The organism is Ramlibacter sp. PS4R-6 (assembly GCF_037572775.1).
Classification (GTDB): domain Bacteria; phylum Pseudomonadota; class Gammaproteobacteria; order Burkholderiales; family Burkholderiaceae_C; genus Ramlibacter.
On the sequence record NZ_JBBHKA010000001.1, the window covers coordinates 3459441 to 3486340 of the forward strand.

The 26900-nt window shown below is 67.5% G+C and carries 27 protein-coding genes; 15 read left to right on the plus strand and 12 right to left on the minus strand.

The genetic code is table 11. The features are described 5' to 3' along the window. On the plus strand, positions 1 to 918 hold the full coding sequence (gene argF / locus WG903_RS17240) for an ornithine carbamoyltransferase (protein ID WP_340077688.1): 918 nt from the start codon (positions 1 to 3) through the stop codon (positions 916 to 918). Between the two features lie 74 nt (positions 919 to 992). Here the strand turns inward: argF and WG903_RS17245 are convergent, their stop codons facing one another. Continuing rightward, positions 993 to 1361, minus strand: coding sequence for a hypothetical protein (locus tag WG903_RS17245; RefSeq protein ID WP_340077690.1), 369 nt, complete (start codon positions 1359 to 1361; stop codon positions 993 to 995). Positions 1362 to 1441: 80 nt separating this feature from the next. Here WG903_RS17245 and WG903_RS17250 point away from each other — a divergent pair, with 80 nt between their 5' ends. Genes WG903_RS17250 through kynA form a run of 4 tightly spaced genes read left to right on the plus strand, consistent with a single transcriptional unit; the run spans position 1442 to position 4542 of the window. Continuing rightward, on the plus strand, positions 1442 to 1771 hold the full coding sequence (locus WG903_RS17250) for a YkgJ family cysteine cluster protein (RefSeq protein WP_340078271.1): 330 nt from the start codon (positions 1442 to 1444) through the stop codon (positions 1769 to 1771). 40 nt (positions 1772 to 1811) lie between these two features. After that, a complete protein-coding gene (gene kynB, locus WG903_RS17255; RefSeq protein ID WP_340077692.1) occupies positions 1812 to 2444 on the plus strand; it encodes an arylformamidase in 633 nt (210 codons plus the stop codon). Beyond that, entirely contained in the window at positions 2441 to 3697 is a 1257-nt protein-coding gene (gene kynU / locus WG903_RS17260; RefSeq protein ID WP_340077694.1) for a kynureninase, read from the plus strand. Before kynB ends, kynU begins: the two co-directional genes overlap by 4 nt. Continuing rightward, positions 3697 to 4542 (plus strand): tryptophan 2,3-dioxygenase, encoded by an 846-nt coding sequence (gene kynA / locus WG903_RS17265; RefSeq protein WP_340077696.1) that lies wholly within the window; start codon positions 3697 to 3699, stop codon positions 4540 to 4542. Before kynU ends, kynA begins: the two co-directional genes overlap by 1 nt. Here the strand turns inward: kynA and WG903_RS17270 are convergent. Both WG903_RS17270 and WG903_RS17275 read right to left on the minus strand, forming a co-directional pair. After that, positions 4539 to 5708, minus strand: a complete 1170-nt coding sequence (locus tag WG903_RS17270; protein ID WP_340077698.1) for an FAD-dependent monooxygenase — start codon at positions 5706 to 5708, stop codon at positions 4539 to 4541. The genes kynA and WG903_RS17270 overlap by 4 nt on opposite strands. Positions 5709 to 5742: 34 nt before the next feature. Further along, on the minus strand, positions 5743 to 6669 hold the full coding sequence (locus WG903_RS17275) for a hypothetical protein (RefSeq protein ID WP_340077700.1): 927 nt from the start codon (positions 6667 to 6669) through the stop codon (positions 5743 to 5745). 122 nt (positions 6670 to 6791) lie between these two features. Between WG903_RS17275 and WG903_RS17280 the strand changes: the two genes are divergently transcribed. After that, positions 6792 to 7712 (plus strand): LysR family transcriptional regulator, encoded by a 921-nt coding sequence (locus WG903_RS17280; protein ID WP_340077702.1) that lies wholly within the window; start codon positions 6792 to 6794, stop codon positions 7710 to 7712. On the opposite strand, the gene WG903_RS17285 is transcribed toward WG903_RS17280, so the two are convergent. From WG903_RS17285 to WG903_RS17300, 4 genes are all read right to left on the minus strand, one after another. Next, positions 7702 to 10569 carry an aconitate hydratase gene (locus WG903_RS17285; protein WP_340077704.1) on the minus strand — a complete coding sequence of 956 codons (2868 nt, stop codon included), beginning with the start codon at positions 10567 to 10569 and terminating at the stop codon, positions 7702 to 7704. The two genes, WG903_RS17280 and WG903_RS17285, sit on opposite strands and share 11 nt — an antisense overlap. Before the next feature lie 13 nt (positions 10570 to 10582). Beyond that, complete coding sequence (locus WG903_RS17290) at positions 10583 to 11746, minus strand: phosphoglycerate dehydrogenase (protein ID WP_340077706.1); 1164 nt, start codon at positions 11744 to 11746, stop codon at positions 10583 to 10585. 22 nt (positions 11747 to 11768) lie between these two features. Continuing rightward, positions 11769 to 12851 carry a 3-phosphoserine/phosphohydroxythreonine transaminase gene (gene serC, locus WG903_RS17295; RefSeq protein ID WP_340077708.1) on the minus strand — a complete coding sequence of 361 codons (1083 nt, stop codon included), beginning with the start codon at positions 12849 to 12851 and terminating at the stop codon, positions 11769 to 11771. Positions 12852 to 12918: 67 nt separating this feature from the next. Continuing rightward, the gene (locus WG903_RS17300) at positions 12919 to 13320 is read right to left on the minus strand and encodes a hypothetical protein (protein ID WP_340077710.1); all 402 of its coding nucleotides are present in this window, start codon (positions 13318 to 13320) and stop codon (positions 12919 to 12921) included. 106 nt (positions 13321 to 13426) lie between these two features. Between WG903_RS17300 and WG903_RS17305 the strand changes: the two genes are divergently transcribed. Then, positions 13427 to 14248, plus strand: coding sequence for a helix-turn-helix domain-containing protein (locus tag WG903_RS17305; RefSeq protein ID WP_340077712.1), 822 nt, complete (start codon positions 13427 to 13429; stop codon positions 14246 to 14248). A 95-nt stretch (positions 14249 to 14343) separates the two neighbouring features. Then, on the plus strand, positions 14344 to 14844 hold the full coding sequence (locus WG903_RS17310; RefSeq protein WP_340077714.1) for a pyridoxamine 5'-phosphate oxidase family protein: 501 nt from the start codon (positions 14344 to 14346) through the stop codon (positions 14842 to 14844). A 44-nt stretch (positions 14845 to 14888) separates the two neighbouring features. Here WG903_RS17310 and acnB read toward each other — a convergent pair whose 3' ends face one another. Genes acnB through WG903_RS17335 form a run of 5 tightly spaced genes read right to left on the minus strand, consistent with a single transcriptional unit; the run spans position 14889 to position 20859 of the window. Then, positions 14889 to 17477, minus strand: a complete 2589-nt coding sequence (acnB, locus tag WG903_RS17315; RefSeq protein ID WP_340077716.1) for a bifunctional aconitate hydratase 2/2-methylisocitrate dehydratase — start codon at positions 17475 to 17477, stop codon at positions 14889 to 14891. 29 nt (positions 17478 to 17506) lie between these two features. Continuing rightward, positions 17507 to 18082, minus strand: a complete 576-nt coding sequence (locus WG903_RS17320; protein WP_445263613.1) for a hypothetical protein — start codon at positions 18080 to 18082, stop codon at positions 17507 to 17509. Further along, entirely contained in the window at positions 18082 to 19077 is a 996-nt protein-coding gene (locus WG903_RS17325; protein WP_340077720.1) for an HpcH/HpaI aldolase/citrate lyase family protein, read from the minus strand. Before WG903_RS17325 ends, WG903_RS17320 begins: the two co-directional genes overlap by 1 nt. Next, positions 19074 to 19856 (minus strand): trans-aconitate 2-methyltransferase, encoded by a 783-nt coding sequence (tam, locus tag WG903_RS17330; protein WP_340077722.1) that lies wholly within the window; start codon positions 19854 to 19856, stop codon positions 19074 to 19076. The genes WG903_RS17325 and tam overlap by 4 nt, the downstream gene beginning before the upstream one ends. Before the next feature lie 16 nt (positions 19857 to 19872). Further along, positions 19873 to 20859: a malate dehydrogenase gene (locus WG903_RS17335; RefSeq protein ID WP_340077724.1), complete on the minus strand. Its 987-nt coding sequence runs from the start codon at positions 20857 to 20859 to the stop codon at positions 19873 to 19875. A gap of 168 nt (positions 20860 to 21027) precedes the next feature. Here WG903_RS17335 and WG903_RS17340 point away from each other — a divergent pair, with 168 nt between their 5' ends. The 7 genes from WG903_RS17340 (at position 21028) to WG903_RS17370 (ending at position 26886) form a co-directional block, all read left to right on the plus strand. Continuing rightward, complete coding sequence (locus WG903_RS17340) at positions 21028 to 21792, plus strand: GntR family transcriptional regulator (protein WP_340077726.1); 765 nt, start codon at positions 21028 to 21030, stop codon at positions 21790 to 21792. Positions 21793 to 21885: 93 nt separating this feature from the next. After that, a complete protein-coding gene (gene sdhC, locus WG903_RS17345) occupies positions 21886 to 22320 on the plus strand; it encodes a succinate dehydrogenase, cytochrome b556 subunit (RefSeq protein WP_340077728.1) in 435 nt (144 codons plus the stop codon). A 17-nt stretch (positions 22321 to 22337) separates the two neighbouring features. After that, entirely contained in the window at positions 22338 to 22703 is a 366-nt protein-coding gene (gene sdhD, locus WG903_RS17350; RefSeq protein WP_340077730.1) for a succinate dehydrogenase, hydrophobic membrane anchor protein, read from the plus strand. Between the two features lie 20 nt (positions 22704 to 22723). Next, complete coding sequence (gene sdhA, locus WG903_RS17355; RefSeq protein ID WP_340077732.1) at positions 22724 to 24532, plus strand: succinate dehydrogenase flavoprotein subunit; 1809 nt, start codon at positions 22724 to 22726, stop codon at positions 24530 to 24532. A 54-nt stretch (positions 24533 to 24586) separates the two neighbouring features. Beyond that, positions 24587 to 25291 (plus strand): succinate dehydrogenase iron-sulfur subunit, encoded by a 705-nt coding sequence (locus WG903_RS17360; RefSeq protein WP_340077734.1) that lies wholly within the window; start codon positions 24587 to 24589, stop codon positions 25289 to 25291. A gap of 3 nt (positions 25292 to 25294) precedes the next feature. Continuing rightward, positions 25295 to 25579 (plus strand): FAD assembly factor SdhE, encoded by a 285-nt coding sequence (locus tag WG903_RS17365; protein WP_340077736.1) that lies wholly within the window; start codon positions 25295 to 25297, stop codon positions 25577 to 25579. After that, positions 25576 to 26886: a citrate synthase gene (locus WG903_RS17370; protein WP_340077738.1), complete on the plus strand. Its 1311-nt coding sequence runs from the start codon at positions 25576 to 25578 to the stop codon at positions 26884 to 26886. Before WG903_RS17365 ends, WG903_RS17370 begins: the two co-directional genes overlap by 4 nt. Positions 26887 to 26900 lie beyond the last annotated feature (14 nt).

Here is a 26900-nt window from a genome sequence, read left to right on the forward strand (position 1 = left end):
ATGGCTGCGATCAAGCACTACCTGCAGTTCTCGGATTTCACCGCCGACGAATACGCGTGGGTCTTCGCGCGCGCCGCGGAGATCAAGCGCAAGTTCAAGGCCTACGAGAAGTACCACCCGCTCGCCGACCGCACGCTGGCGATGATCTTCGAGAAGGCCTCCACGCGCACCCGCGTGAGCTTCGAGGCCGGTATGTACCAGTTGGGCGGCAGCGTCGTGCACCTCACGACCGGCGACAGCCAATTGGGCCGCGCGGAACCCATCGAGGACAGCGCGCGCGTGATCAGCCGCATGGTCGACCTGGTGATGATCCGCACCTTCGGGCAGGACAAGATCGAGCTGTTCGCGCAGCACTCGCGCGTGCCCGTGATCAACGGCCTGACCAACGAGTTCCATCCGTGCCAGGTGCTCGCGGACATCTTCACGTTCATCGAGCAGCGCGGCTCGATCCAGGGCAAGGTCGTCGCATGGGTGGGCGATGGCAACAACATGGCCAACACCTGGCTGCAGGCCGCCGACCTGCTCGGCTTCAAGGTGCACGTCTCCACACCCCACGGCTACGAGGTGGACCAGGCCCTCGCCGGCATCCGCAGCGCCCAGAGCTACAAGGTCTTCAAGGACCCGATGCAAGCCTGCGCCGGCGCGGACCTCGTCACCACCGACGTGTGGACCAGCATGGGCTACGAAGCCGAGAACGAAGTGCGCCGCAAGGCCTTCGCGGATTGGTGCGTCGACACCGAGATGATGAAGGCCGCCAAGCCCGATGCGCTTTTCATGCACTGCTTGCCTGCGCATCGCGGCGAGGAAGTGGAAGCGGACGTGATCGACGGTCCGCAGTCGGTCGTGTGGGAAGAGGCGGAGAACCGGATGCACGTGCAGAAGGCTTTGATGGAGTACCTCCTTCTCGGTCGCGTGTGATTCGATGCAGGGTGGCGGGTGCGGCGGCACTCTGTTGCCCGAATGTCCTCCGCCGCGGCCCGGCCAACCACACGCTAGTTCGCTAGCGGCGAGGACATCCGCATTCCCGGACGCGGCGCGATCTTCCCCAGCTTGACGAGGCGCGCTTCGACGGCCCACGCGGTGCGCCCCATCTCCAGTGCGATGTCGCGCACATCGATCCCCGCGGAAAACGCGGACTCGAGCTTGCCGTCTTCCTGTGCCGACCAGGGCTTGCCGGCATTCGGCGGCGGCTCGCGGCGCGCCTTTGCGGGCTGGCCGTCCAGCGCCTGCGACACCGCGAACAGCGCGCGGATGACGGGCGGGGCGTTGTAGGGGCTGTCTTCCGGCATGACCTCGCCGGTGACGGGATGGATGCCCTGCGCGAGGGTGTCGATAATCTGGCGCGCGGCTTGAAGTTCCATGATGATCCTCCAGGTTGATGAACACTGTATCGGCGTACAGTTCGCCTGCAACGCAAGGCGCGGCGCGGCCGTTGACGGACATGGGCGCTGACCGGGTTCACCCTTGCCTCGAATGTGGGGCGTGCTGCGCGTCGTTTCGCGTGGATTTCGCGGCACAGGAAAGCGAGGCGCACGGCGGGCGCGTTCCCGAGGGGCTTGCGGTCGAGGTGACGCCTTCGATGTGCCGCATGCGCGGCACCGACCACGCCCGCCCTCGCTGCGCCGCACTGGTGGGGCGCGTTGGCGAGCGGGCGAGTTGCGGCATCTACGAGTGGCGGCCTTCGCCATGCCGCGAGTTCGAAGCCGGAAGCGATGCATGCAACAACGCCCGTGCGCGCCATGGCCTCGCAGCGATCGATTGTTGGAATTAACCGACACCACGACCTTTCCGCCCGGCGCACACTCCGCCGCATGAAAAAGAGGCTCTGGGACATCTCGCCGCCGGTGGCGCCCGGCTCGCCGGTGTTTCCCGGCGACACGCCCTACGCGCAGGAATGGTCCGCGCAGATCGGGCCGGGCTGTCCCGTCAACGTCAGCCGCATCACCTTGTCGCCGCACGTGGGCGCGCATGCCGATGCGCCGCTGCACTACGGCAACGAAGGCACGACCATCGGCGAGGTGGACCTCGATGCGTACCTCGGCCCGTGCCGCGTGATCCATGCGATCGGCTGCGGGCCGCTCGTCGAGTGGCGTCACATCGAGCACGCGGTGCGCGAACTGCCGTCGCGCGTGCTCGTGCGCACGTATGACCATGCGCCGGTCGATCGCTGGGATGAACAGTTGTCGGCCTACGCACCCGAAACGATCGAGAAGCTGGCCGCACGCGGCGTGAAGCTTGTCGGCATCGACACCGCCAGCATCGACCCCGCGCCAAGCAAGACGCTGGACAGCCACCAGGTGATCCGGCGCCTGGGCTTGCGCGTGCTGGAGAACCTGGTGCTCGACGACGTCCCCGAAGGCGACTACGAACTGATCGCCCTCCCCCTGAAGCTGATGGCCGCCGACGCGTCGCCCGTGCGCGCGGTGCTGCGCGAACTGACATGACCACCTTGCAAAACTGCCTCGCGCTCGATGCGCAGGACCCGCTGCGCGCCCTGCGCAACTTGTTCGTGATCCCCGAGGGCGTGATCTACCTGGACGGCAATTCGCTGGGCGTGATGCCCAAGACCGTGCCGCAGCGCATCGCGCAGGCCGTGAGCGAGGAATGGGCCGAGGGCCTGATCCGCTCGTGGAACGCCGCCGGCTGGTACGAGATGCCGCAGCGCCTGGGCGACAAGATCGCGCCGCTGGTCGGTGCGCGTGACGGCGAAGTGGTCGCGACGGACACGACTTCGATCAACCTCTACAAGGTGCTCAGCGCGGCGATCACCATCGCGCAGTCGCGCGACAAGTCGGCCCGCGTCATCGTCAGCGAGCGCGGCAACTTCCCCACCGACCTGTACATCGCGCAGGCGCTGTGCCGCGAGCGCGGATGCGAATTGCGCCTCGTCGACGACGGCGTGGTCGCGCCCGCGCTGGGGCCCGACGTTGCCGTGCTGATGCTCACCCACGTGAACTACCGCACCGGCGCGATGCTCGACATGGGCGCAATCACGCGCGCCGCGCACGCGGCCGGCATCCTCACGGTCTGGGACCTGTGCCACAGCGCCGGCGCAGTGCCGGTGGACCTGCACGCGGCCGATGCCGACTTCGCCATCGGCTGCGGCTACAAGTACCTCAATGGCGGCCCCGGTGCGCCCGCGTTCGTGTGGGTGCATCCGCGGCACCGCGACAAGTTCGAGCAGCCGCTGGCCGGCTGGTGGAGCCACGCGGCGCCCTTCGAATTCACGCACGAGTACCGCCCCGCCCCCGGCATCGCGCAGTACCTGTGCGGCACGCAGCCCGTGCTGTCGATGACGGCGCTCGAATGCGGGCTCGATGCCTTCACCGCGGCCGAAAGCCATGGCGGCATGGCGGCGATCCGTGCGAAGTCGCTGGCGCTCACCGACCTCTTCATCGCGCTCGTCGAGGAGCGCTGCGCAGGACACGGGCTTTCCGTCGTCACCCCGCGCGACCACGCCCTGCGCGGCTCGCAGGTGTGCCTGGCGCGGGGCGACGGGCCTTACGCCATCGTGCAGGCGCTGATCGCGCGCGGCGTGATCGGCGACTTCCGCGCACCGGACATCCTGCGCTTCGGCTTCACGCCGCTGTACACGTCGTTCGAGGACGTGTGGCACGCGGCGGAGCACCTTCAGCAGGTGCTCGAGAGCGGTGAATGGCGCAAGGACGAATTCAATCGCAGGAACGCGGTGACCTGATGGCGACCAAGAAACCCGAAGAGATCGTGCGCGCCGAAAACGCGCACACCGACTTCACCCAGTCCATGAGCTACGGCGACTACCTGCAGCTGGACAAGATCCTGTCGGCGCAGCAGCCGCTCTCGCCCGACCACAACGAGATGCTGTTCATCGTGCAGCACCAGACCAGCGAGCTGTGGATGAAGCTGATGCTGCACGAACTGCGCGCTGCGATCTCGGCCGTCGCCCGCGACGAGCTGGGCAGCGCCTTCAAGATGCTGGCGCGCGTGTCGCGGATCATGGAGCAACTGGTGCATGCGTGGGACGTGCTCGCGACCATGACGCCGCCGGAGTACAGCGCGATCCGTCCCTACCTGGGCCAATCCAGCGGCTTCCAGAGCGCGCAGTACCGCTGCGTCGAATTCGCGCTGGGCAACAAGAACGCGGCCATGCTCAAGCCGCACGAGCACCGGCCCGACCTGCACGAGCAGGTGCGCTTGTTCCACGAGTCGCCATCGCTGTACGACGAGTCGCTGCGGCTGCTGGCGGCGCGCGGACTGCCGATCCCGGCGTCGCACACGCAACGCGACTGGACGCAGCCGTACGTGGAGAGCGACCAGGTCGAGCAGGCGTGGCTCAAGGTCTACCGCGAGAACGACAAGTACTTCGACCTGTACCAGCTGGGCGAGGAACTGACGGACCTGGAGGACGCCTTCCGCCTCTGGCGCTTCCGCCACGTCACCACGGTGGAGCGCATCATCGGCTTCAAGCGCGGCACCGGTGGCACGGGTGGCGTGAGCTACCTGCGCAAGATGCTCGACGTCGTGCTGTTCCCCGAGATCTGGAAACTCCGGACGAACCTCTAGCGCGCGTACAGCCAGGGCTGGTCGAGCAGCTTCTGCCCCGCGACGAGCATCGCCGCGTCGCGCGCGAACCGCAGCGGGCCGCTCGCATGGAAGATCGTCGCGTTGCGCCGCGCACGCTCCTGCACCAGGGCACAGCGCCGCCAGCGCGCCTCGGCATACCGCTGCAGCGCGCCGGGCACCGAGGCGGGCGTGGCGTCGGCGAGGACTAGCGCGAGGTCCTGCGCATCCTCGATCGCCATGCCCGCGCCCTGCGCCAGGTACGGCAGCATGGGATGCGCGGCGTCGCCCAGCAGCGCGACACGGCCCTTCGCCAGCTCGCGCGCACCCGCCACCGGCGGCCGGTCGTGCAGGGACCACACGCCCCAGCCCGGCATCGCATCGAACAACTGGTGCAAGGCGCAGCACATGCCGTGCATCGCCGGCAGCAGGTCCGATTCCGCGCCGACGGCGTCCCAGCCCTGCGCGGGGACCTGGCTCGCGCGTTCCAGCAAGGCGACCACGTTGAGCTGCTCGCCGCCGCGCACCGGGTATGCCACGACGTGCATACGCGGCGCGAGCCAAACCGTCACTTCCACGCTTCGCAGGGCCGGCGGCAGGCACGGTTGCAGCGCGAGGGCCCGGTAGGCGAAGTGGCCCGTCGCTTGCGCGGGCCCGTCGTCGGCCACGAGGCGGCGCAGCGTGCTCCACACGCCGTCGGCCGCGGCCAGGGCGTCCGCTTCCACGCTCTGTCCGTTCGACAGCTGCATGCGAACGCGCGCGTCCATCGCGACCTCGGCCACCGCGGCATCCACGTGCAAGTCCACGCCGGCTTCGCGCGCCGCGTCCAGCAACAGGTGCTGCAGGTCCGCGCGGTGCAAGGTGAGGTACGGCGCGCCGTAGCGCTGCTCGAAGTCACGGCCCAGCGGCATGCGGGCCAGCTCGCGCCCGTCCGCCGCATCGCGCACGACCAGCGCTTCGGGCGCAGCGGCGCAGGCGCGCAGGGCGGCGCCGAGCGACCAGGCCTCGAGGATGCGGGTGACGTTCGGCCCGAGCTGGATGCCCGCGCCCGTCTCGCTGAATTGCGGCGCGCGCTCGAACACGCGGGCCTCCATGCCCGCGCGGGCGCTGGCAAACGCCGCGGCAAGGCCGGCGATGCCACCCCCGGCGATCGTCAGCTCGATGGGCATGGGGGCATTCTGCCCGCCACGCGCGGTGAATTGGTCAGGCCGCTTTGGCGAGCGGCGGGCCGAACAGGACCTCGAGCAGGTTCGCCTCGGTCGCTTCGGACACGCGGTGCGTGATCGCGCGCTTGACCTGTCGGCACAGGTACTCGCTGACGCTGTGCGCCGTCTCGGCGCACTGGCCGATCAGGTCGATCTCGGGCACCGCGGGAACCGCGTGGACGAAACCGGCGACGCTGTCCGCGAGCTCGATGGCCGACCCCGGGCGCGGGCCCAGCACGACCGCGATCTTCTGCACGTTCCTGAGCGATTCGCGCACCATGCGGTGCCCCAGCGCGCGGCGCGACAGCACCTGCACGCGGGTAGGCTCGCCGTCGATCGGCAGGTCCACGTAGACCGCGCCCACGTCGCGCGTCGTGAGGTCGGAGTTGGCAAAGCGCTGGTAGACCATGGGCGCACCGAACCGGTCGGCGAGCTTGCGGACGAAATCGATGGAGCGGGTGTCGTCGGCGCCGACCAGCGCGACGCGCCGGGCCGGGTGCGCCTCGCCCAGCGCGCAGGGCTCGGCCAGGCGGCGCCACATTTCCTTCGGCTCCAGCAGCGGCCGCGCATGCTCCACCGCCTCGATGCGGCGCGCGAAATCGGCGGGCGTCTCGGGCCACTGCGTGGTCATCACCGTGAGCGCTTCCTTCAGCGTCGCGGCGCCCTTGCTGCGGTGGATGATGCGCGGCTGCACGTGCTTGCGCAGCTTCTTCGACGAGCGCGCCAGCACCGTGTCCACGGCTTCGTCGCTGCCTTCCAGCCACAGCAGGAACCAGCCGCTGGAATACATCAGCGAGGCGTGCAGGCCTTCCACGCGCTCGTTGACGGCGCGCTCGCGCGCGTCGAACAGTGCCTCCATGACGGAACCGCTGATGCGCGAAACACTGGCCCGCAGCACGCGGGTGACGATCTTGGGGGTGTTCAAGGGGGTCTTTTCCGGTCCGGGTCGCCTCGTGGGCGGGGGTGGGACGGGAGCGGATTATTTAGGCATGAAGTATTGCCGTCCAATGCATTGTGGGTCCAGAATCGATGCAGGGGGTGCATAGCGTGGACCTGAGGCGCCTGCAACACGTCGTCGCGCTGGCCGACGAATCCAACTTCCGCCGGGCGGCGGAGCGGGTGCACCTGAGCCAGCCCGCCTTCAGCCGCAGCATCCAGGCCGCCGAGAAGGAGCTGGGGCTCAGGCTCTTCGACCGCGGCGCCCTGGAGGCGCGGCCGACCCCCGCCGGCACCTTCTTCGTCGAGCGCGCCCGGGCCCTGTTGCACCAGAGCGAGCGTCTCGAGCGCGACATGGCGATGTTCCGTGAGCGCGAGATCGGCGACGTTACTTTCGGCACGGGGCCGTTCCCCGCGGCCACGCTGGTGCCCCTGGCGCTCGGCGAGCTGCGCAAGCGCTACCCGCACGTTGCCGTGCGCGTTCGCATGGGCAACGCGCAGGACCTATTGGACTGCGTGGAGCGCGAGGAGCACGAGTTCTTCGTCGCGAATGCGCGGCGCGTGCCGCGCGGCGGCATTTTCCAGGTGCGCAGCCTCGGGCGCATGCGCGGGGGCTTCTACGTGCGGCGCGGGCATCCGCTGCTGGGGCGCAAGCACCTGAAGATGCCCGACCTGCTGCCCTTCGGCATCGGCACAGGCCGCCTGCCGGACGACGTGACCGTGCAGTTCGTGCGCATGATGGGCCTGGCCGACGGCACGCCGCTGCCCATCGCCGTCGAATGCGACGACGTGCACCTGCTCAAGCAGGTGGCACTGGGCAGCGACACGGTCATCATCGGCACCGACGACCTGCTCGCCGTGGAGATCGGGGCCGGGCGCCTTGTGCCGTTGAACGTCGAGGACTTCGCCGCGGAGTTCTCGCATTCGCAGATCGGCGTGGTGTCGCTGGCGGGGCGCACGCCCTCGCCCGCCGCCGCCTACCTGATGGACGCCCTCGCGCAGATCGCGAAGGCGCAGGCGATCACGAGCTGAGGAGCTGGCGCAGGACGAAGGGAAGGATGCCGCCGTGGCGGTAGTAGTCCACCTCGATCGGCGTGTCGATGCGCAGCGTCGCCACGAACTCCTGCTTGCTGCCGTCGGCGCGCGTCACCACCACCTTCGCGTCGCTCTGCGGGCGCAGGTTCGGGTCGGGGATCACGTCGACCCACTCGCTGCCGTCCAGGCGCAGCGACTGCCAGGTGTCGCTGCCCTTGAACTGCAGCGGCAGCACGCCCATGCCCACCAGGTTGCTGCGGTGGATGCGCTCGAAGCTGCGCGCCACCACGGCCTTGATGCCGAGCAGTTGCGTGCCCTTGGCCGCCCAGTCGCGCGACGAGCCCGTGCCGTATTCCTCGCCCGCGAAGATCACCGTGGGCCGGCCCTCGGCCATGTACTTCATCGCCGCGTCGAAGATGAACATCTTCTCGGCGTTGCCCTTCGAGTCGCGGTGCACCGTGACGCCGCCTTCCTCGCGTGAGCCGTCGTCGCGCGCCGGGATCATCAGGTTCTTGATGCGCACGTTGGCGAAGGTGCCGCGCATCATCACCTCATGGTTGCCGCGGCGCGAGCCGTAGCTATTGAAGTCGGGCTTCATCACGCCGTGCTCCAGCAGCCACTGGCCGGCGGGCGAGCTCTCCTTGATGGAGCCCGCGGGCGAGATGTGGTCGGTGGTGATCGAGTCGCCGAAGAGCGCCATGATGCGCGCCTGCTTCACGTCGTAGCTGGCGCCTTGCGCCGTCGGCGGGGCCAGGGTGAAGCCATCGAAGAGCGGGGGCTCGGCGATGTAGGTGCTCTTGGGCCAGTTGTAGGTCTCGCCGCTCACGCCGTGGATGTCCAGCCACAGCTTGCCCGGCTTGCTCTTGACGTTGCCATAGTTCGCCTGGAAAGCCTTGCCGTCCATGGCGTACTTCAATAGCTTGTGGATCTCTTCGCTCGCCGGCCAGATGTCGCCCAGCCACACGTCCTTGCCGCCCGTGCCCTTGCCGACCGGTTCGGTCATCAGGTCCTTGAGCACGGTGCCTGCAATGGCATAGGCCACCACGAGCGGCGGTGAGGCCAGGAAATTCGCCTTGATGTTCGGGTGGATGCGCGCCTCGAAGTTGCGGTTGCCCGAGAGCACCGCGGCGCAGACGAGGTCGTTCTTGGTGATCGCCTCGTTGATCTCGGGCGCCAGGTCGCCCGAGTTGCCGATGCAGGTGGTGCAGCCGTAGCCCACCACCGCGAAGCCCAGCTTCTCCAGGTAGGGGATCAGCCCGGCTTTCTCGAGGTACTCGGTGACGATGCGCGAGCCCGGGCCCAGCGATGTCTTCACGTGCGGCTTGACGCGCAGGCCCGCCTCCACCGCCTTCTTCGCGAGCAAGCCGGCAGCCAGCATCACGCCGGGGTTCGACGTGTTCGTGCAGCTCGTGATGGCCGCGATCAGCACGTCGCCATTGCCGATCGTGATGTCCCGCGCCACGGCCGGTGCTGAGGGGGCTTCGTGCTGCGCGGCGGCGAGCGTGGGCTTGTTCGACTCCATCTCCGCCACGAACGCCGGGGCCGCCGGCTTCACCGGCGGGTTCGCGGGAATCTTCGGGTCGGGCGTTTCGCCGCCGGGGTGGATCAGGGTGCGCGTCTGCAGCACGTCCGCCGGCTTGTTGAAGCCGTTGTCGGCCGCGGGCTTGCTGAACAGGTCGATGAAGCGCGACTTCACGCTGCCGATCTCGATGCGGTCCTGCGGCCGCTTCGGGCCCGAGAGGCTGGGCGTGACGTCGCCCAGGTCCAGCGAGACGACGGTCGAATAGTCGATGTCGCCGGGCATCGGCACGCCGAACAGGCCCTGTGCCTTGAAGTAGCCCTCGATCGCCGCGAGCTGCTCCTTCGTGCGGCCCGTGCCCTCGTAGTAGTCGATGGTCTTGTCGTCGATCGGGAAGAAGCCCATGGTGGCGCCGTACTCGGGCGCCATGTTGCCGATGGTGGCGCGGTCGGGCACGGCCAGCGTGCGCGTGCCTTCGCCGAAGAACTCGACGAACTTGCCCACCACCTTGTGCTTGCGCAGCAGCTCGGTGACCGTGAGCACGAGGTCGGTGGCCGTGCAGCCTTCGCGCAGGCGCCCCGTCAGCTCGAAGCCCACGACGTCCGGCGTGAGCATGTAGACGGGCTGGCCGAGCATCGCCGCTTCGGCCTCGATGCCGCCGACGCCCCAGCCCACCACGCCGATGCCGTTGATCATGGTCGTGTGGCTGTCGGTGCCCACCAGCGTGTCCGGATAGAACACGCCGTTCGCATCGGACATCACGCCGCGCGCGAGGTATTCCAGGTTCACCTGGTGCACGATGCCGAAGCCCGGCGGCACGACGCCGAAGGTCTTGAAGGCCTGCATGCCCCACTTCATGAACTGGTAGCGCTCGCGGTTGCGCTGGAACTCCAGCTTCATGTTCAGGTCCAGCGAATCGCGCGTGCCGTAGTGGTCCACCATCACCGAGTGGTCGACGACCAGGTCCACCGGCACCAGCGGCTCGACCTGCCCGGGCTTCTTGCCCAGGCGCCCCGCGGTGCTGCGCATGGCCGCCAGGTCCGCCAGCAGCGGCACGCCGGTGAAGTCCTGCAGCACCACGCGCGCGACGACGAAGGGGATTTCCTCGGTGCGGTCGGCGTTGGGGAACCAGTTGGCCACCTCGCGCACGTGCTCGGCGGTGACCTTCTTGCCGTCGCAGTTGCGCAGCACCGACTCGAGCACGATGCGCATCGAGACGGGCAGGCGGCCGATCTTCGGGTACTGCTTCGCCAGCTCGGGCAGCGAGTAGTACCGCCCCGTCCTGCCGCCGCCGGCCTTGAAAGTCTTGAGGGTGTTTTCGAAGGCGTGGGGCATGGCGGGACCTTTCTTAGTCTTCTTCCTGCGGCAGGTAGCGTACGGCGAGCACGCCGTGGATGGCCCTGAGCTGCGCCATGACCGCGTCGCCCACGGGGCTGTCCACGTCGACGAGCGTGTAGGCCATCTCGCCGCGCGACTTGTTCACCATGTTGTGGATGTTCAAGCCCGCCTGCGCCATCGTGGTGGAGATCTGCCCCAGCATGTTCGGCACGTTGGCGTTGGCGATGGCCAAACGGTAGCGCGATTCGCGCGGCATCTGCACGTTGGGAAAGTTCACGGAGTTCGTGATGTTCCCGTGTTCGAGGTAGTCGCGCAGCTGGTCGGCCACCATCACGGCGCAGTTCTCCTCCGCCTCGCGCGTCGATGCGCCCAGGTGGGGCAGCGCCACCACGCGCGGGTGCGAGAGGATGGCATCGGCCGGGAAGTCGCAGACGTACCAGGCGAGCTGCTTCGCATCGAGCGCCTTGAGCGCCGCCGCGTCGTTCACCACGCCGTCGCGCGAGAAGTTCAGCAGCACGCTGCCCGGCTTGAGCAGCGCGATGTTCTTGTCGTTCACCAGGTCGCGCGTGGCTTCGACCAGCGGCACGTGCAGGCTGATGAAGGTGGCGTTCTTCAGCACGTCGGCGACGCTCGTGGCCTTCTTCACCTGCGCGGGCAGGCTCCAGGCTGCGTCGACCGTGATTTCGGGGTCGTAGCCCAGCACGTTCATGCCGAGCTTGATGGCGGCATCCGCGACCAGACAACCGACCTTGCCGAGGCCAACGATGCCGAGCGTCTGCCCCGCGAGTTCAAAGCCGGCGAAGTCCTTCTTGCCCTCTTCGACGCGCTTGTCGAGGTCCGCGGCTTTCGCGTCGAGCCCGCCAACGAACGACAGCGCGGGCGCCAGGTTGCGCGCGGCCATCAGCATGCCGGCCAGCACGAGCTCCTTCACCGCGTTCGCGTTGGCGCCGGGCGCGTTGAACACGGGCACGCCGCGGGCGCTCATCGCCTTGGTGGGGATGTTGTTCGTGCCCGCGCCCGCACGGGCGATCGCCTTGACGCTCGGTGCGATCTCCAGCGAATGCATGTCCGCCGAGCGCACGAGCACGGCGTCGGCATTCGCCATGTCCTTGCCCGTCACGTACTTGCCTTCGGGCAGGCGCTGCAGGCCCTTCTCCGAAATCTGGTTCAACACCAGGACACGATAGGGCGAGCGGCTAGCCATGCTGCGCCTCGAATTCCTTCATGTACGCCACCAGCGCTTTCACGCCTTCGATGGGCATCGCGTTGTAGATCGACGCGCGCATGCCGCCGACCGAGCGGTGGCCCTTGAGCTGGATCATGCCCTTCGCCTGCGCGCCTTTCAGGAAGGCCTCGTCGAGCGAATCGTCCTTCAGCTTGAAGGGCACGTTCATCAGCGAGCGATCTTCCTTCGCGACAGGGTTCGAATAGAACTTGCTTTCGTCCAGGTAGTCGTACAGCACCTTGGCCTTGGCGCGGTTGTGTTCCTCCACGGCCTTCAGCCCGCCTTGCTGCTTGAAATGCTTGAAGACGAGGCCCGCGATGTAGATCGCATACGTGGGCGGCGTGTTGAACATCGAATCCGCTTCGGCCTGCAGCTTGTAGTTGAAGGCAGAGGGGCAAGCCGGGATGGCGTGGCCCAGAAGGTCGTCGCGCACGATCACCAGGGTGAGGCCCGACGGGCCCATGTTCTTCTGCGCACCGGCGTAGATGAGGCCGTAGCGGGCCACGTCGACGGGGCGCGACATGATGTCCGACGACATGTCCGCCACCAGCGGCACCTTGCCCGTGTCGGGCAGCCAGTGGTACTGAACGCCGCCGATGGTTTCGTTGGAGCAGATGTGCACGTACGACGCGCCTGCGTCGAGCTTCCACTCCGATTGCTTCGGGATGGCCGTGAACTTGCCGCCTTCGCCGCTCGCGGCCGTGTTGATCGTTCCGTACTTCTTGGCTTCGGTCGCCGACTTCTTCGACCAGTCACCGGTGATCACGTAGTCGGCCTTGCCGGTCGCGCCGATGAGGTTCATCGGCACGATGGCGTTTTCGCCGATCGCGCCGCCCTGCATGAAGAGCACCTTGTAGTTCGCGGGTACACCCATCAGCTCGCGCGCGAGCTGCTCGGCCTCGGCGTGGATCGCGATGAATTCCTTGCCCCGGTGGCTCATCTCCATCACGGACATGCCGCTGCCATGCCAGTCGAGCATCTCGCCGGCGGCCTGGCGCAGGACGGATTCGGGGAGGGTCGCGGGTCCGGGGCTGAAATTGAAGACGCGGGTCATCGGGGCTTTCTCTTCTCGTAGCGGGGGAGGAAATGGAGCTCCCCAGCATACAAGAATCGAATGTCCCCTAAGCCCAACCGGCCGGTCGGGAACGGAGCCCCGCCCACTGCAGTTCCGCGAGGATGACCACGGTGATGGCTTGTGCGATCACCCAGGCCTGGCCCGGCGCGGTCGGGTTGAGCGGCGCCGCCGCGAGCAGCGCGACGCAGCCGGCGGCCCAGCCGAAATTGCCGGCGACGAACAGCCACACGAAGCCGCGCGGGATGACCTCGCGCGTGCCGATGAAGGCGACCACCGCGGCATAGGCGAGCAGGAACACGCCCGTACCCATCAGCAGCATCGCCGGCAGGCGGAACAGGTCGGCCAGCGTGGCGGCCAGCAGCACCTGCACGGCGCCGGTCGCGACGCAGGAGGCGCTGTCGGCAAGCAGGACGTAGCGCAGGAACTTGGGGGAATCGACGATGGCCATGGTGGGCTCCTTGGGTTGGGATGCCCGCATCTTTCGCGGCCGCCGGCGTGGCGTCGATGACGTGGCAGGTAATGGCCCGCGCCGCGCCCGGCACTACCATCGCGCCATGGACACGATCGCTGCCCCTTCGCGCCGTGCCGCGCCGCGCGGCTTCGGCGACCACCTGCGCGACTGGCGCCAACGGCGGCGCCTGTCGCAGCTGGACCTGGCCCAGGACGCCGATATCTCCACGCGCCACCTGAGCTTCGTGGAAACCGGCCGCTCGATGCCCAGCCGCGAGATGGTGCTGCGCCTGGCCGAGCGCCTGGACGTGCCGCTGCGCGAGCGCAACGCGCTGCTGGTGGCTGCCGGGTATGCGCCCATGTACCGGGAGCGGCCCCTGGACGACCCGGCGCTCGCACCCGCGCGGCGGGCGATCGAGGCCTTGCTGAAAAGCCACGAGCCCCACCCCGCGCTGGCCGTGGACCGCCACTGGAACCTCGTCGCCGCCAACCGCATGCTGCCGCACCTGATGCAAGGCGCCGATGCGTCGCTGGTGCAGGCGCCCGTGAACGTGCTGCGGTTGTCGCTCCACCCGAAGGGGCTCGCGCCCAAGATCGCCAACCTGGGGCAGTGGCGCGCGCACATCTTCGAGCGGCTGCGCCACCAGGTGCAGGCTACCGGCGACGCCACGCTGGCGGCCCTGCTCGACGAGCTGCGCAGCTACCCGGTCCCCGAAGGCTGCGACGAGCACGTCGAGGGCGAGCTGCTCGGGGTGCTGATGCCGTTCCGCTTCCGCGGCGCCAGCGGCATGCTGAGCTTCATCAGCACCACGACGATCTTCGGCACGCCGGTGGACGTGACGCTGCAGGAGCTCGCGCTGGAAACCTTCTTCCCCGCCGACGAGGCCACGGCGCAGGCTCTGCGGCAGCTGCACGCGACGCTCTGATCCGCTGTCGGCGGCCACGCACAGCAAGCGCCGCGCCCAGACGACGGCGCCGCACGGGCGCGCGGTCCAGCATGGGTGCTTTCAAGGAGAGCCCCGTGACCGCGCATCCCGACCCGCACAAGAGACTCTGGGAAATCGTCAAGCACATCCGCTTCGGCATGCTCACGCACCGGCACGCCAACGGCAGCCTGCATGCGCATCCCCTCACCACGCAGAACAAGTCGCTGGAGCCGGACCTGATGCTGTACTTCTTCGTGTCGAAGAAGACCGAGCTGGGGCAGCGCCTGATGGCCGACGGCAACGTCAACGTGGCGTACGCCGACACGGCGAAAGACTGTTATGTCTCCATCACCGGGCAGGCGAGCATCAGCGAGGACATGCGCCTGAAGCAGCACCTGTTCAACGCGATGGCCAAGGCGTGGTTCCCGGGCGGCGCCGGCGACCCCGACCTGGAACTGGTGCAGGTGCGCATCCTGCACGCCGAGTACTGGGACGTGAAGGAGAGCAAGACGACGCAGCTGTTCAAGATGGCGAAGGCGGCCGTCACGGGCACGCCGCCCGACATGGGCGAGCACCGGGAACTGGAAGCCCACTGAAAGAAAAAGCGGCCCGCGGGCCGCTTTTCCATGGGCGCGGGTTCTTACGCCGCCACCTTGTCCGCCGCTTCCTTGAAGTCGGCGATCTGGTCGAAGTTCATGTACCTGTAGATCTTGTCGCCGTTGGCGCTGAGCACGTCCATGTCGGCCATGTACTCGTCCTTGGTCGGGATGCGGCCCAGGCGCGAGCAGATGGCCGCGAGTTCGGCGGAACCGAGGTACACGTTCGTGTTCTTGCCCAGGCGGTTCGGGAAGTTGCGCGTGGATGTCGACATCACCGTCGCGCCCTCGCGCACCTGCGCCTGGTTGCCCATGCACAGCGAGCAGCCGGGCATCTCCATGCGCGCGCCGGCCACGCCCAGCACGCCGTAGTGGCCTTCCTCGGTCAGCTGCTGCTGGTCCATCTTCGTCGGCGGTGCGACCCACAGCTTCACCGGGATGTCGCGCTTGCCTTCGAGCAGCTTCGACGCCGCGCGGAAGTGGCCGATGTTGGTCATGCAGGAGCCGATGAACACCTCGTCGATCTTGGCGCCGGCGACTTCCGACAGCGTCTTCACGTCGTCGGGATCGTTCGGGCAGGCGACGATGGGCTCGTGGATCTCGGCCAGGTCGATCTCGATCACCGCGGCGTACTCGGCATCGGCATCGCCTTCGAGCAGCTGCGGGTTCTTCAGCCAGGCTTCCTGCGCCGCGATGCGGCGGGCCAGCGTGCGCGCGTCGGCGTAGCCGTTGGCGATCATCCAGCGCATCAGCGTGATGTTGCTGTTGATGTACTCGATGATCGGTTCCTTGTTCAGCTTCACCGTGCAGCCGGCGGCGGAACGCTCGGCGGACGCGTCGGACAGCTCGAACGCCTGCTCCACCTTCAAGTCGGGCAGGCCCTCGATCTCGAGGATGCGGCCGGAGAAGATGTTCTTCTTGCCCTTCTTCTCCACCGTGAGCAGGCCCTGCTTGATGGCGTAGAGCGGGATCGCGTTTACGAGGTCACGCAGCGTCACGCCCGGCTGCATCTTGCCGCCCTTGAAGCGCACCAGCACCGACTCGGGCATGTCCAGCGGCATCACGCCGGTGGCGGCCGCAAACGCCACGAGGCCGGAGCCCGCGGGGAACGAGATGCCAATCGGGAAGCGCGTGTGCGAGTCGCCGCCCGTGCCCACCGTGTCAGGCAGCAGCAGGCGGTTGAGCCACGAGTGGATCACGCCGTCGCCCGGGCGCAGCGAGATGCCGCCGCGCGTGGAGATGAAGTCGGGCAGCTCGTGGTGCATCTTCACGTCCACCGGCTTCGGGTAGGCCGCCGTGTGGCAGAACGACTGCATGACGAGATCGGCCGAGAAGCCCAGGCACGCCAGGTCCTTCAATTCGTCGCGCGTCATCGGGCCGGTGGTGTCCTGCGAACCCACCGAGGTCATCTTCGGCTCGCAATACGTGCCCGGGCGCACGCCCTGGCCTTCCGGCAGGCCGCAGGCGCGGCCGACCATCTTCTGCGCCAGCGAGAAGCCCTTCTTCGTGTCCACGGGCGCCTGCGGCAGGCGGAACAGCGTGGAGGGCGGCAGGCCCAGCGCCTCGCGCGCCTTGGCCGTCAGGCCCCGGCCCACGATCAGCGGGATGCGGCCGCCGGCGCGCACTTCGTCGAAGAGCACCTCGCTCTTGACCTTGAACTCGGCGATCACCTCGCCGTTCTTCAACGCCTTGCCTTCGTAGGGGCGTAGCTCGACGACGTCGCCCATCTCCATCTTGCTCACGTCGAGCTCGATGGGCAGCGCGCCCGCGTCTTCCATCGTGTTGTAGAAGATCGGCGCGATCTTGCCGCCCAGGCACACGCCGCCGAAGCGCTTGTTCGGCACGTAGGGGATGTCCTCGCCGGTGAACCACAGCACGCTGTTGGTCGCCGACTTGCGCGAGGAACCCGTGCCCACCACGTCGCCCACGTAGGCGACGACATTGCCCTTGGCGCGCAGGTCCTGGATCAACTTGACCGGGCCGCGCTTGCCTTCTTCCTCGGGCGTGATGCCGGGGCGCGGGTTCTTGTGCATGGCCAGCGCATGCAGCGGGATGTCGGGGCGGCTCCACGCATCGGGCGCGGGCGAGAGGTCGTCGGTGTTGATCTCGCCGGATACCTTGAACACCGTGACCTTGATGCTTTGCGGAACTTCGGGGCGCGAGGTGAACCACTCGGCGTCGGCCCAGCTTTGCAGCACCGCCTTGGCATTGGCGTTGCCCTTGTCGGCCTTTTCCTTGACGTCGTGGAACTGGTCGAACATCAGCAGCGTCTTCTTCAGGCCGTCCGCGGCCACGCCGCCCACTTCCGGGTCGTCCAGCAGGTCGATCAGCGGGCTGATGTTGTAGCCGCCCAGCATGGTGCCCAGCAGCTCGGTGGCCTTCTCGCGCGAGATCACCAGGCACTTCTCGGTGCCGTGGGCCACGGCGGCGAGGTAGCTCGCCTTGACCTTGGCCGCGTCGTCCACGCCCGCCGGCACGCGGTGCGTGATCAGGTTGACCAGGAACTCGGCCTCGGCGGTGGACGGGTTCTTCAGCAGCTCGATCAGGTCCGAAGTCTGCTTGGCCGACAGCGGCAGCGGCGGGATGCCCAGGGCCGCGCGTTCGGCGACGTGTTCGACATAGGCTTGCAACATGGTTCTCTCCGTACGGTTTTCAGGGTTCGTCAGCTGCTCGCCGGCTTCGAAGCGGGCGCGGCGGGCGGCATGGTGATGGGGTCGGGCTGCTTGGGCGCCTCGAGGATGTTCACGGGGTTGGCCTTGAGCTTCTCGGCGAAGGTGACCTGCTCGGGGCTCTGGCACTCGTCGGCCAGGCGCTGGCCCAGCTTCTGGCTCATGAGCATGGACTTGTTCCCCAGCTGCAGCCACATCGCGCCGCGCTTCGGGTCCTCCAGGCGGATGGCGCCGGTGCGGCTTTCGACCGGGTGCATCGCGAAGCGGTGGCCCTTGGTCGTGACCAGGAAGAAGCCCTCCCGCTTCAGCGGCGTGACGGTGACCTTGGCGCCCAGTTCGCACGGGATGTCGCCGACGAAGACCCGCTTGGCGACTTCCAGGTCGGCATCCGTGAGCTTGACGTTCGGGTCGGCGTCGATGGGCGTGTTTTCCTCGACGGCCTTTTGCGCGGCCGGCGCGAGCTTCTTGTTCGCGCCCGGCGCGGGCGCTTTCTTGGCCGGCGGGGCCTGCTGCGCCAGGGCGAGCGCGGGGCTCAAGGCAATGGCGATGGCTGCGAGAAGGACTTTCATCATTTGTCTCCTGTGATCCAACCTGCTACTTCCGGGGGCAGCTTCCTGCCGGTCCGGTGCGCCCTCTCGAGCACCTGCCAGTAATACCGGTAGCTCGCCCGGTCTTCCAGTTTCCCGGCGTGGCTGATGGGCGCCCATTCGGCCGCCTGCGCGGCGACGAGGATGCCCGCAGCCGTGTCGATCTCCTTCGCCTGCGGCGCGAAAGCTTCGAGGATGGGCCGGATCTGGTCCGGGTGGATGCTCCACATGCGGGTGTAGCCGAGCTCGCGCGCCGCGCGCGATGCCGCGCGGCCCAGCGCCTTCGTGTCCTTGAATTCGGTGACGACGCCGTGCGACGGCACCTTGCCGTGCGCGTGGCAGGCGGATGAAATCTCCACCTTCGCGCGCACCACCAGCGGATGCGTGAACTGCCCTTCGATGCCCATGCCCTCGGACGGGATGGCGCCGCCGTGGGCGGAGACGAAATCCATCAGGCCGAAACTGAGCGACTGCACGCGCGGGTGCGCGGCGATATCGAAGGCGCGGTGCACGGCCGCCGGCGATTCGATCAACGCATGCACCGGCAGGTGCGCGGCGCCAGCGGCGTCGATGGCCTTGCAGGCGCGCACGACGTCCTCGACGCACTCGACCTTGGGCAGCATGATGTGCGCGAGCTTCTTGCCGGCCTTGCCTGCAATGAGCGCGACGTCCTGATCGAACACGGGATGGTCCACCGGGTGCACGCGCACGGCGACCCGTGCCTTCTCGCTCGCGAGCGACGCCAGCGCGACAACCAGCGCCGCATGCTCGGCCTCGCCGCCCACCGGCGCGCCGTCCTCGCAGTCCAGCGTCACGTCGAACACGCAGGCGCCGAACTCCTCGATCAACTCCTGCTGCAGCTGCAGGCTCTTGCGCATGCGCGCCTCGACGCCGCTGTAGTGGTCGCACACGGGCAGCACGACGGCGCCGGCCTGCGCGCCGAGCAGGGCCTCGCGGGGATGCACCCGGGCGTTCATTTCTTTACCGCCACGAAGAACAGGCGCGGGAAAGCGAGCAGGCGCTTGCCGTCGGCGCGCGCCGGGTAGGCGGCATCGATGCGGCGTTCGTATTCCGCGAGGAAGGCCTTGCGCGCCTCGTCGCCGTCCAGCGCCTCGAGGAAGGGTTTCAGTCCCGTGCTGCTCACCCATTCGACGATCGCCGCCGCGGACGCCATCGGGTGATTGAACGTCGTGCGCCAGACGTCGACGCTCGCCGCGACCGGCGCGAGCACGTCGTAGTACCCACCGGGGCCGAGCAGCTCCGTGCGCGTGCCGGTCTGGCCGGTCTGCGTGCAATGCGAGCGAAGCGTGTCGATGGCCGCAACCTCGCGCATCAGCCGGTGGCTGGGCTCGTCCAGGTTGTCCGGCATCTGCACGGCCAGCACGCCGCCGGGCGCCAGCAGCGAGAACAGGCGCGCAACCAGTGCCTCATGGCCCGGCACCCAGTGCAGCGTCGCGTTGGAATAGATCAGGTCCGGCGCCTGCTCCGGCTGCCAGTGGGCGATGTCGGCCAGCTCGAACGGCGTCTTCGGCAGGCGCTGGCGCGCGCTCTCCAGCATCGCCGGCGAGTTGTCGACGCCGACGACGCGCGCCTGCGGGAAGCGTTCGACGATCAGTTCGGTGGAGTTGCCCGGGCCGCAGCCCAGGTCGTACGCCAGCTTGCATTGCGCGAGCGGCACGCGCCCCAGGAGCTCCCGCGCCGGCCGCGTCCGCTCGTCCTCGAAGCGGCGGTACAGCGCGGGGTTCCAGTCGGCCATCGGTCTTGCTGCGGCTTCAGAGCAGGTGGGCGACCCCAGCCTGCTCGTCCTGCAGTTCCTTGAGTGTCTTGTTGATGCGCTCCTGGCTGAACGCGTCGATTTCCAGGCCCTTCACCACTTCGTACTTGCCGTCCTTGGTGGTCACGGGGAAGCCGAACATCACGTCCTTGGGGATGCCGTAGTCGCCATTGGACGGGATGCCCATGGTGACCCACTTGCCGTTGGTGCCCAGCGCCCAGTCGCGCATGTGGTCGATGGCGGCGTTGGCGGCCGATGCGGCGGACGACAGGCCGCGCGCTTCGATGATCGCGGCGCCGCGCTTGCCCACCGTGGGCAGGAACACGTCGGCGTTCCACACCTGGTCGTTGATCAGGTCCTTCACGGCCTTGCCGCCGACGGTGGCGAAGCGGTAGTCCGCATACATCGTGGGCGAGTGGTTGCCCCACACGGCCATCTTCTCGATGTCGCCGACCTTCGTGCCGGTCTTGGCGGCCACTTGCGACAGCGCGCGGTTGTGGTCCAGGCGCAGCATGGCGGTGAAGTTCTCGCGCGGCAGGCTCGGCGCGCTCTTCATCGCGATGTAGGCGTTGGTGTTGGCGGGGTTGCCCACGACCAGCACCCTCACGTTGCGCGAAGCCACCTTGTCGAGGGCCTTGCCCTGGGCCGTGAAGATCTGCGCATTGGCGGCCAGCAGGTCGGCACGCTCCATGCCGGGGCCGCGCGGGCGGGCGCCCACGAGCAGCGCGTAGTCGGTGTCCTTGAAGGCGGTCATGGGGTCGCTGTGCGCCTCCATGCCGGCGAGCAGCGGGAACGCGCAGTCCTCCAGCTCCATCATCACGCCCTTGAGCGCCTTCTGCGCCTTCTCGTCCGGGATCTCCAGCAGCTGCAGGATCACGGGCTGGTCCTTGCCGAGCATCTCGCCCGAGGCAATGCGGAACAGGAGGGCGTAACCGATTTGTCCCGCGGCGCCGGTGACGGCAACGCGGACGGGCTTCTTGCTCATGGAATTCTCCGGAAGGGGTGGTTTCTTGAACGCGCGCGTGGAGCGCGGCAGCGGGCGAGTTTACTCGGGTCAACCCTTAATCGTCAATTTGTCTTGTATCTTATATAAGATATGATTCGAGCCGCGCAAGCTCCGCTTGCGCTTCCAAATTTCGCAAGGCAATTCCGCATGGCCGCAGCCACCCCCACTGAAACCGCCGACGGCCAGGCCCCGGCGTTCAGCCCGCTGTACCAGCAGATCAAGGGCCTGATCCTGCAAAGCCTGCAGGCCGGCGAGTGGAAACCGGGCGAAGCCATCCCCAGCGAAATGGACCTGGCCGCGCGCTACCGCGTGAGCCAGGGCACCGTGCGCAAGGCGATCGACGAACTCGCGGCCGGCAACCTCGTCGTGCGCCGGCAGGGAAAGGGAACTTTCGTTGCCACCCACGCCGAGCAGCACGTCCAGTACCGCTTCCTGAAGCTGATGCCCGACGAGGGCGACCTCGACAGCGAGGGCCCCGCGCACCGCACGGTGCTCGAATGCAAGCGCACGCGCGCATCCGCCGAGATCGCGCGCGCCCTGCAGCTGCGCACCGGCGACGCGGTCGTGCAGCTGCGGCGCGTGCTTGCCTTCCGCGACGTGCCGACCATCCTGGAAGACCTGTGGCTGCCCGGCGCCGCGTTCAAGGGCCTGACGGCCGAACAGATGGCGGGCTACCAGGGCCCGACCTACGCGATGTACGAGGTCGAATTCGGCGTGCAGATGGTGCGCGCCGAAGAAAAGATCCGCGCGCTTGCCGCCGACGCGCAGCAAGCCGCCATACTCGACGTTGCCAAGGGCACGCCGCTGCTGTCGGTCGAAAGGCTGGCCTACACGTACAACGACGTGCCGATGGAATTGCGGCGCGGCCTGTACCGCACCGACACGCATCACTACAGGAACGAATTGAGCTGACCCGGCGCTGAATTCATGCGAGTCTGAAACCTGCGTGTCAGGTTGTTGCGCTGCAATCGGTAGAATTTTGGGTTGCCCCCCAAGAAAGCGCACATGACCGAGATCGCCAAGAAGCGCCCCGAATTCCGGAACATCCACGCGTTCCGGGACCTGCCGACCTACCGATTGCCCGCTGCGGGCTGGGTCTCGATCCTGCACCGCATCAGCGGCGTGATCATGTTCCTGCTGATGCCGTTCATCATCTGGATGTTCGACACGTCCATCTCCTCCGAATATTCCTTCGCGCGCTTCCGCAGCGCCTTCAACAACGGCCTGGGGTTCGTGCCCGGCTGGTTCGTCAAGCTGGTCGCCCTCGCGCTCATCTGGTCCTACCTGCACCATTTCATCGCCGGCCTGCGCCACCTGTGGATGGACACGAGCCACGCCGCGGTGAGCAAGGAGTTCGGCGCGAAGTCGGCGGTGTTCACGCTCGCCGCGAGCATCTTCCTCACCTTGGTGCTGGGCGCCAAGCTGTTCGGCCTGTACTGAGTCGAGGAGAACACCCCATGGCAGTCAATTACGGTTCCCGTCGCAGCGTCGTCGGCGCGCACTACGGCACGCGCGACTGGCTCGCGCAGCGCGTCACCGCCGGCCTCATGGCGGTCTTCACCGTCGTCGTGCTCGCGCGCATCCTGCTCACCAGCGGCCCCGTCGGCTACGACAAGTGGGCGGGCCTGTTCGCCGGCCAGGGCATGAAGATGCTCACCTTCGCCACCATCGTCGGCCTGCTGTACCACGTGTGGGTGGGCATGCGCGACGTGCTGATGGACTACATCAAGCCCGTGGGCATCCGCCTCGTGCTGCAGATCCTCGTGATCGTCTACCTCGTGGGCTGTGCCGGCTGGGCCGTGCAGGTGCTCTGGCGAGTTTGAGGCCCTTGAAGAACAACGACATGGCATACACCTCTTCCAACATCGCCCGCCGCAAGTTCGACGTCGTCATCGTCGGCGCCGGCGGCTCCGGCATGCGCGCGTCGCTGCAGCTCGCGCGTGCGGGCCTGAACGTCGCAGTGCTTTCCAAGGTGTTCCCCACCCGCTCGCACACCGTCGCCGCGCAAGGCGGTATCGGCGCGTCGCTGGGCAACATGTCCGAGGACAACTGGCACTACCACTTCTACGACACCGTCAAGGGCAGCGACTGGCTCGGCGACCAGGATGCCATCGAGTACATGTGCCGCGAGGCGCCCAAGGTCGTGTACGAGCTCGAGCACATGGGCATGCCGTTCGACCGCAACCCCGACGGCACGATCTACCAGCGTCCCTTCGGCGGCCACACGGCCAACTACGGCGAGAAGCCCGTGCAGCGCGCCTGCGCCGCGGCCGACCGAACCGGCCACGCCATGCTGCACACCCTGTACCAGCAGAACGTGCGCGCCAAGACCTCGTTCTTCGTCGAGTGGATGGCGCTGGACCTGATCCGCGACGCCGACGGCGACGTCGTCGGCGTGACGGCGCTGGAGATGGAGACGGGCGACCTCTACATCCTCGAAGCCAAGACCACGCTGCTGGCCACCGGCGGCGCGGGGCGCATCTTCGCGGCATCGACCAACGCCTTCATCAACACCGGTGACGGCCTGGGCATGGCGGCGCGCGCCGGCATCGCGCTCGAGGACATGGAGTTCTGGCAGTTCCACCCCACCGGCGTGGCCGGCGCGGGCGTGCTGCTCACCGAAGGCTGCCGCGGCGAAGGCGCGATCCTGCTGAACAGCAACGGCGAGCGCTTCATGGAGCGCTACGCGCCCACGCTGAAGGACCTGGCGCCGCGCGACTTCGTGTCGCGCTCGATGGACCAGGAAATCAAGGAAGGCCGAGGCTGCGGTCCGAACAAGGACTACGTGATGCTCAAGCTCGACCACCTGGGCGCCGACACCATCCACAAGCGCCTGCCTTCGGTGTACGAGATCGGCATCAACTTCGCCAACGTCGACATCACCAAGGAGCCGATCCCCGTGGTGCCGACCATCCACTACCAGATGGGCGGCGTCCCGACCAACATCAACGGCCAGGTGGTGACGCAGAAGAACGGCAGCGACAACGACGTCGTCAACGGCCTGTACGCGGTGGGCGAATGCTCCTGTGTCAGCGTGCACGGCGCCAACCGCCTGGGCACCAATTCGCTGCTCGACCTGCTGGTCTTCGGACGCGCGGCGGGCAACCACATCGTCGAATTCGCCAGCAAGAACAAGTCGCACAAGGCGATCCCCGCCGATGCGGCCGAGCGCACGCTGGAGCGGCTGAACCGGCTCGAATCCACGAAGTCCGGCGAATACGCGCAGGACGTCGCCAACGACATCCGCAACGCGATGCAGAAGCACGCGGGTGTCTTCCGCACGCAGGCCAGCATGGACGAAGGCGTGGCGAAGATCGCGAAGATCCGCGAGCGCGTGGACGTGATCGGCATGGCCGACAAGTCGCGCGTCTTCAACACCGCCCGCATCGAGGCGCTGGAAGTCGAGAACCTCATCGAGTGCGCGCAGGCCACCATGGTCTCGGCCGCCGCGCGCAAGGAATGCCGCGGCGCGCACACCGTCAGCGACTACGAGAAGCCGGCGGACGACCCGGTCGCGCCGCTGGGCCGCGACGACGCCAACTGGATGAAGCACTCGCTGTGGTACAGCGAAGGCAATCGCCTGGCCTACAAGCCCGTGAAGCTCAAGCCGCTGACCGTGGAGTCGGTGCCGCCGAAGGTCCGTACGTTCTAGTACGTACTGGCACGAATCCAACTCGCCGACTAGATTCACAAGAAGAGAACACAGATGCAAAAGCGCACCTTCCAGATCTACCGCTACGACCCCGAGAAGGACGCGAAGCCGTACATGCAGACGGTGGAGATCGAGCTCGAGGGCAACGAGCGCATGCTGCTGGACGCCCTGATGAAGCTCAAGGCGAAGGACCCGACGCTGTCCTTCCGCCGTTCGTGCCGCGAAGGCGTGTGCGGCTCGGACGCGATGAACATCAACGGCAAGAACGGCCTGGCGTGCCTGACGAACATGCTCACGCTGCCGGGCGTCATCACGCTCAAGCCGCTGCCGGGCCTGCCCGTCGTGCGCGACCTGATCGTCGACATGACGGACTTCTTCAAGCAGTACCACTCGATCAAGCCCTACCTGGTCAACGACAGCATCCCGCCCGAGAAGGAGCGCCTGCAGTCTCCCGAGGAGCGCGACGAGCTCAACGGACTGTACGAGTGCATCCTGTGCGCGAGCTGCTCCACCAGCTGCCCGAGCTTCTGGTGGAACCCCGACAAGTTCGTCGGCCCCGCCGGCCTGCTGCAGGCCTACCGCTTCATCGCCGACAGCCGCGACGAAGCCACCGGCGAACGCCTGGACAACCTCGAAGACCCTTACCGCCTCTTCCGCTGCCACACGATCATGAACTGCGTGGACGTGTGCCCGAAGGGGCTGAACCCCACCATGGCCATCGGCAAGATCAAGGAGCTGATGGTGCGGCGAGCCGTATAGCGTATGGAAGCGATGCTCGACGAGAGGTCCCTCTCCAAACTCAAGTGGCGCTGCCGCCGGGGTTTGCTGGAAAATGACCTTTTCATCGAGCGGTTCTTCGGGCGCCACGGCGACCGCCTCACCCAAAGGCAGGGCGACGCGCTCGCCGAACTGATGGAGCTCGGCGACAACGACCTATTGGACCTGCTGCTCGCGCGCAAGGCACCGGAAGGCGAACTCGACAGGGACGACATCCGCGAGCTGCTGGCCCTGCTGCAGCAAAGAGAAACCACAGGAAGACCATCATGAAACTCGCCGACACCAAAGCCACCCTGTCGTTCTCCAACGGCAGCCCCAGCGTCGAACTGCCCGTGTACCAGGGCAGCATCGGCCCCGAAGTGATCGACATCCGCAAGCTGTACGCGCAGACGGGGATGTTCACGTACGACCCGGGCTTCCTCTCGACGGCCGCCTGCCAGTCGGCCATCACGTACATCGACGGCGACAAGGGCGAGCTGCTGTACCGCGGCTACCCGATCGAGCAGCTCGCGACGCAGTGCGACTTCCTCGAGACCTGCTACCTGCTGCTCAAGGGCGAGCTGCCCAACACGCAGCAGAAGAAGGACTTCACCTACAACGTGACCATGCACACGATGGTCAACGAGCAGATGCAGTTCTTCCTGCGCGGCTTCCGCCGCGACGCGCACCCGATGGCCATCATGACCGGCCTGGTGGGCGCGCTGTCGGCCTTCTATCACGACAGCACCGACATCAACAACCCGCAGCACCGCGAGATCTCGGCGATCCGCCTGATCGCGAAGATGCCCACGCTGGTCGCGATGGCCTACAAGTACAGCGCCGGCCAGCCGTACATGTACCCGAAGAACGACCTGAGCTACACGTCGAACTTCATGCGCATGATGTTCGCGACGCCGTGCGAGGAGTACAAGCCCAACGACGTGCTGGTGCGCGCGATGGACCGCATCTTCATCCTGCACGCCGACCACGAGCAGAACGCGTCCACGTCCACCGTGCGCCTGTGCGGCTCGTCGGGCACCAACCCCTTCGCCGCCATCGCCGCGGGCGTGGCCTGCCTCTGGGGCCCGGCGCACGGCGGCGCGAACGAAGCCGCGCTGAACATGCTGGAAGACATCCAGAAGATGGGCGGCGTCGCGAAGATCGGCGAGTTCGTCGCCAAGGTGAAGGACAAGAACAGCGGCATCAAGCTGATGGGCTTCGGCCACCGCGTGTACAAGAACTACGACCCGCGCGCCAAGCTCATGCGCGAAACCTGTCACGAGGTGCTCAACGAGCTGGGCCTGCACGACGACCCGCTGTTCAAGCTGGCGATGGCCCTGGAGAAGGTGGCGCTGGAGGACGAGTACTTCGTCTCGCGCAAGCTGTACCCGAACGTCGACTTCTATTCGGGCATCGTCCAGCGAGCCATCGGCATCCCGGTGTCGCTGTTCACCGCCATCTTCGCGCTGGCCCGCACGGTGGGCTGGATCGCCCAGCTCAACGAGATGATCGGCGACCCCGAGTACAAGATCGGCCGCCCGCGCCAGCTGTTCACCGGCTCCGAGCGCCGGGACGTCAAGCCGCTGAGCCAGCGGTAAGCCGCGCCGGCCCC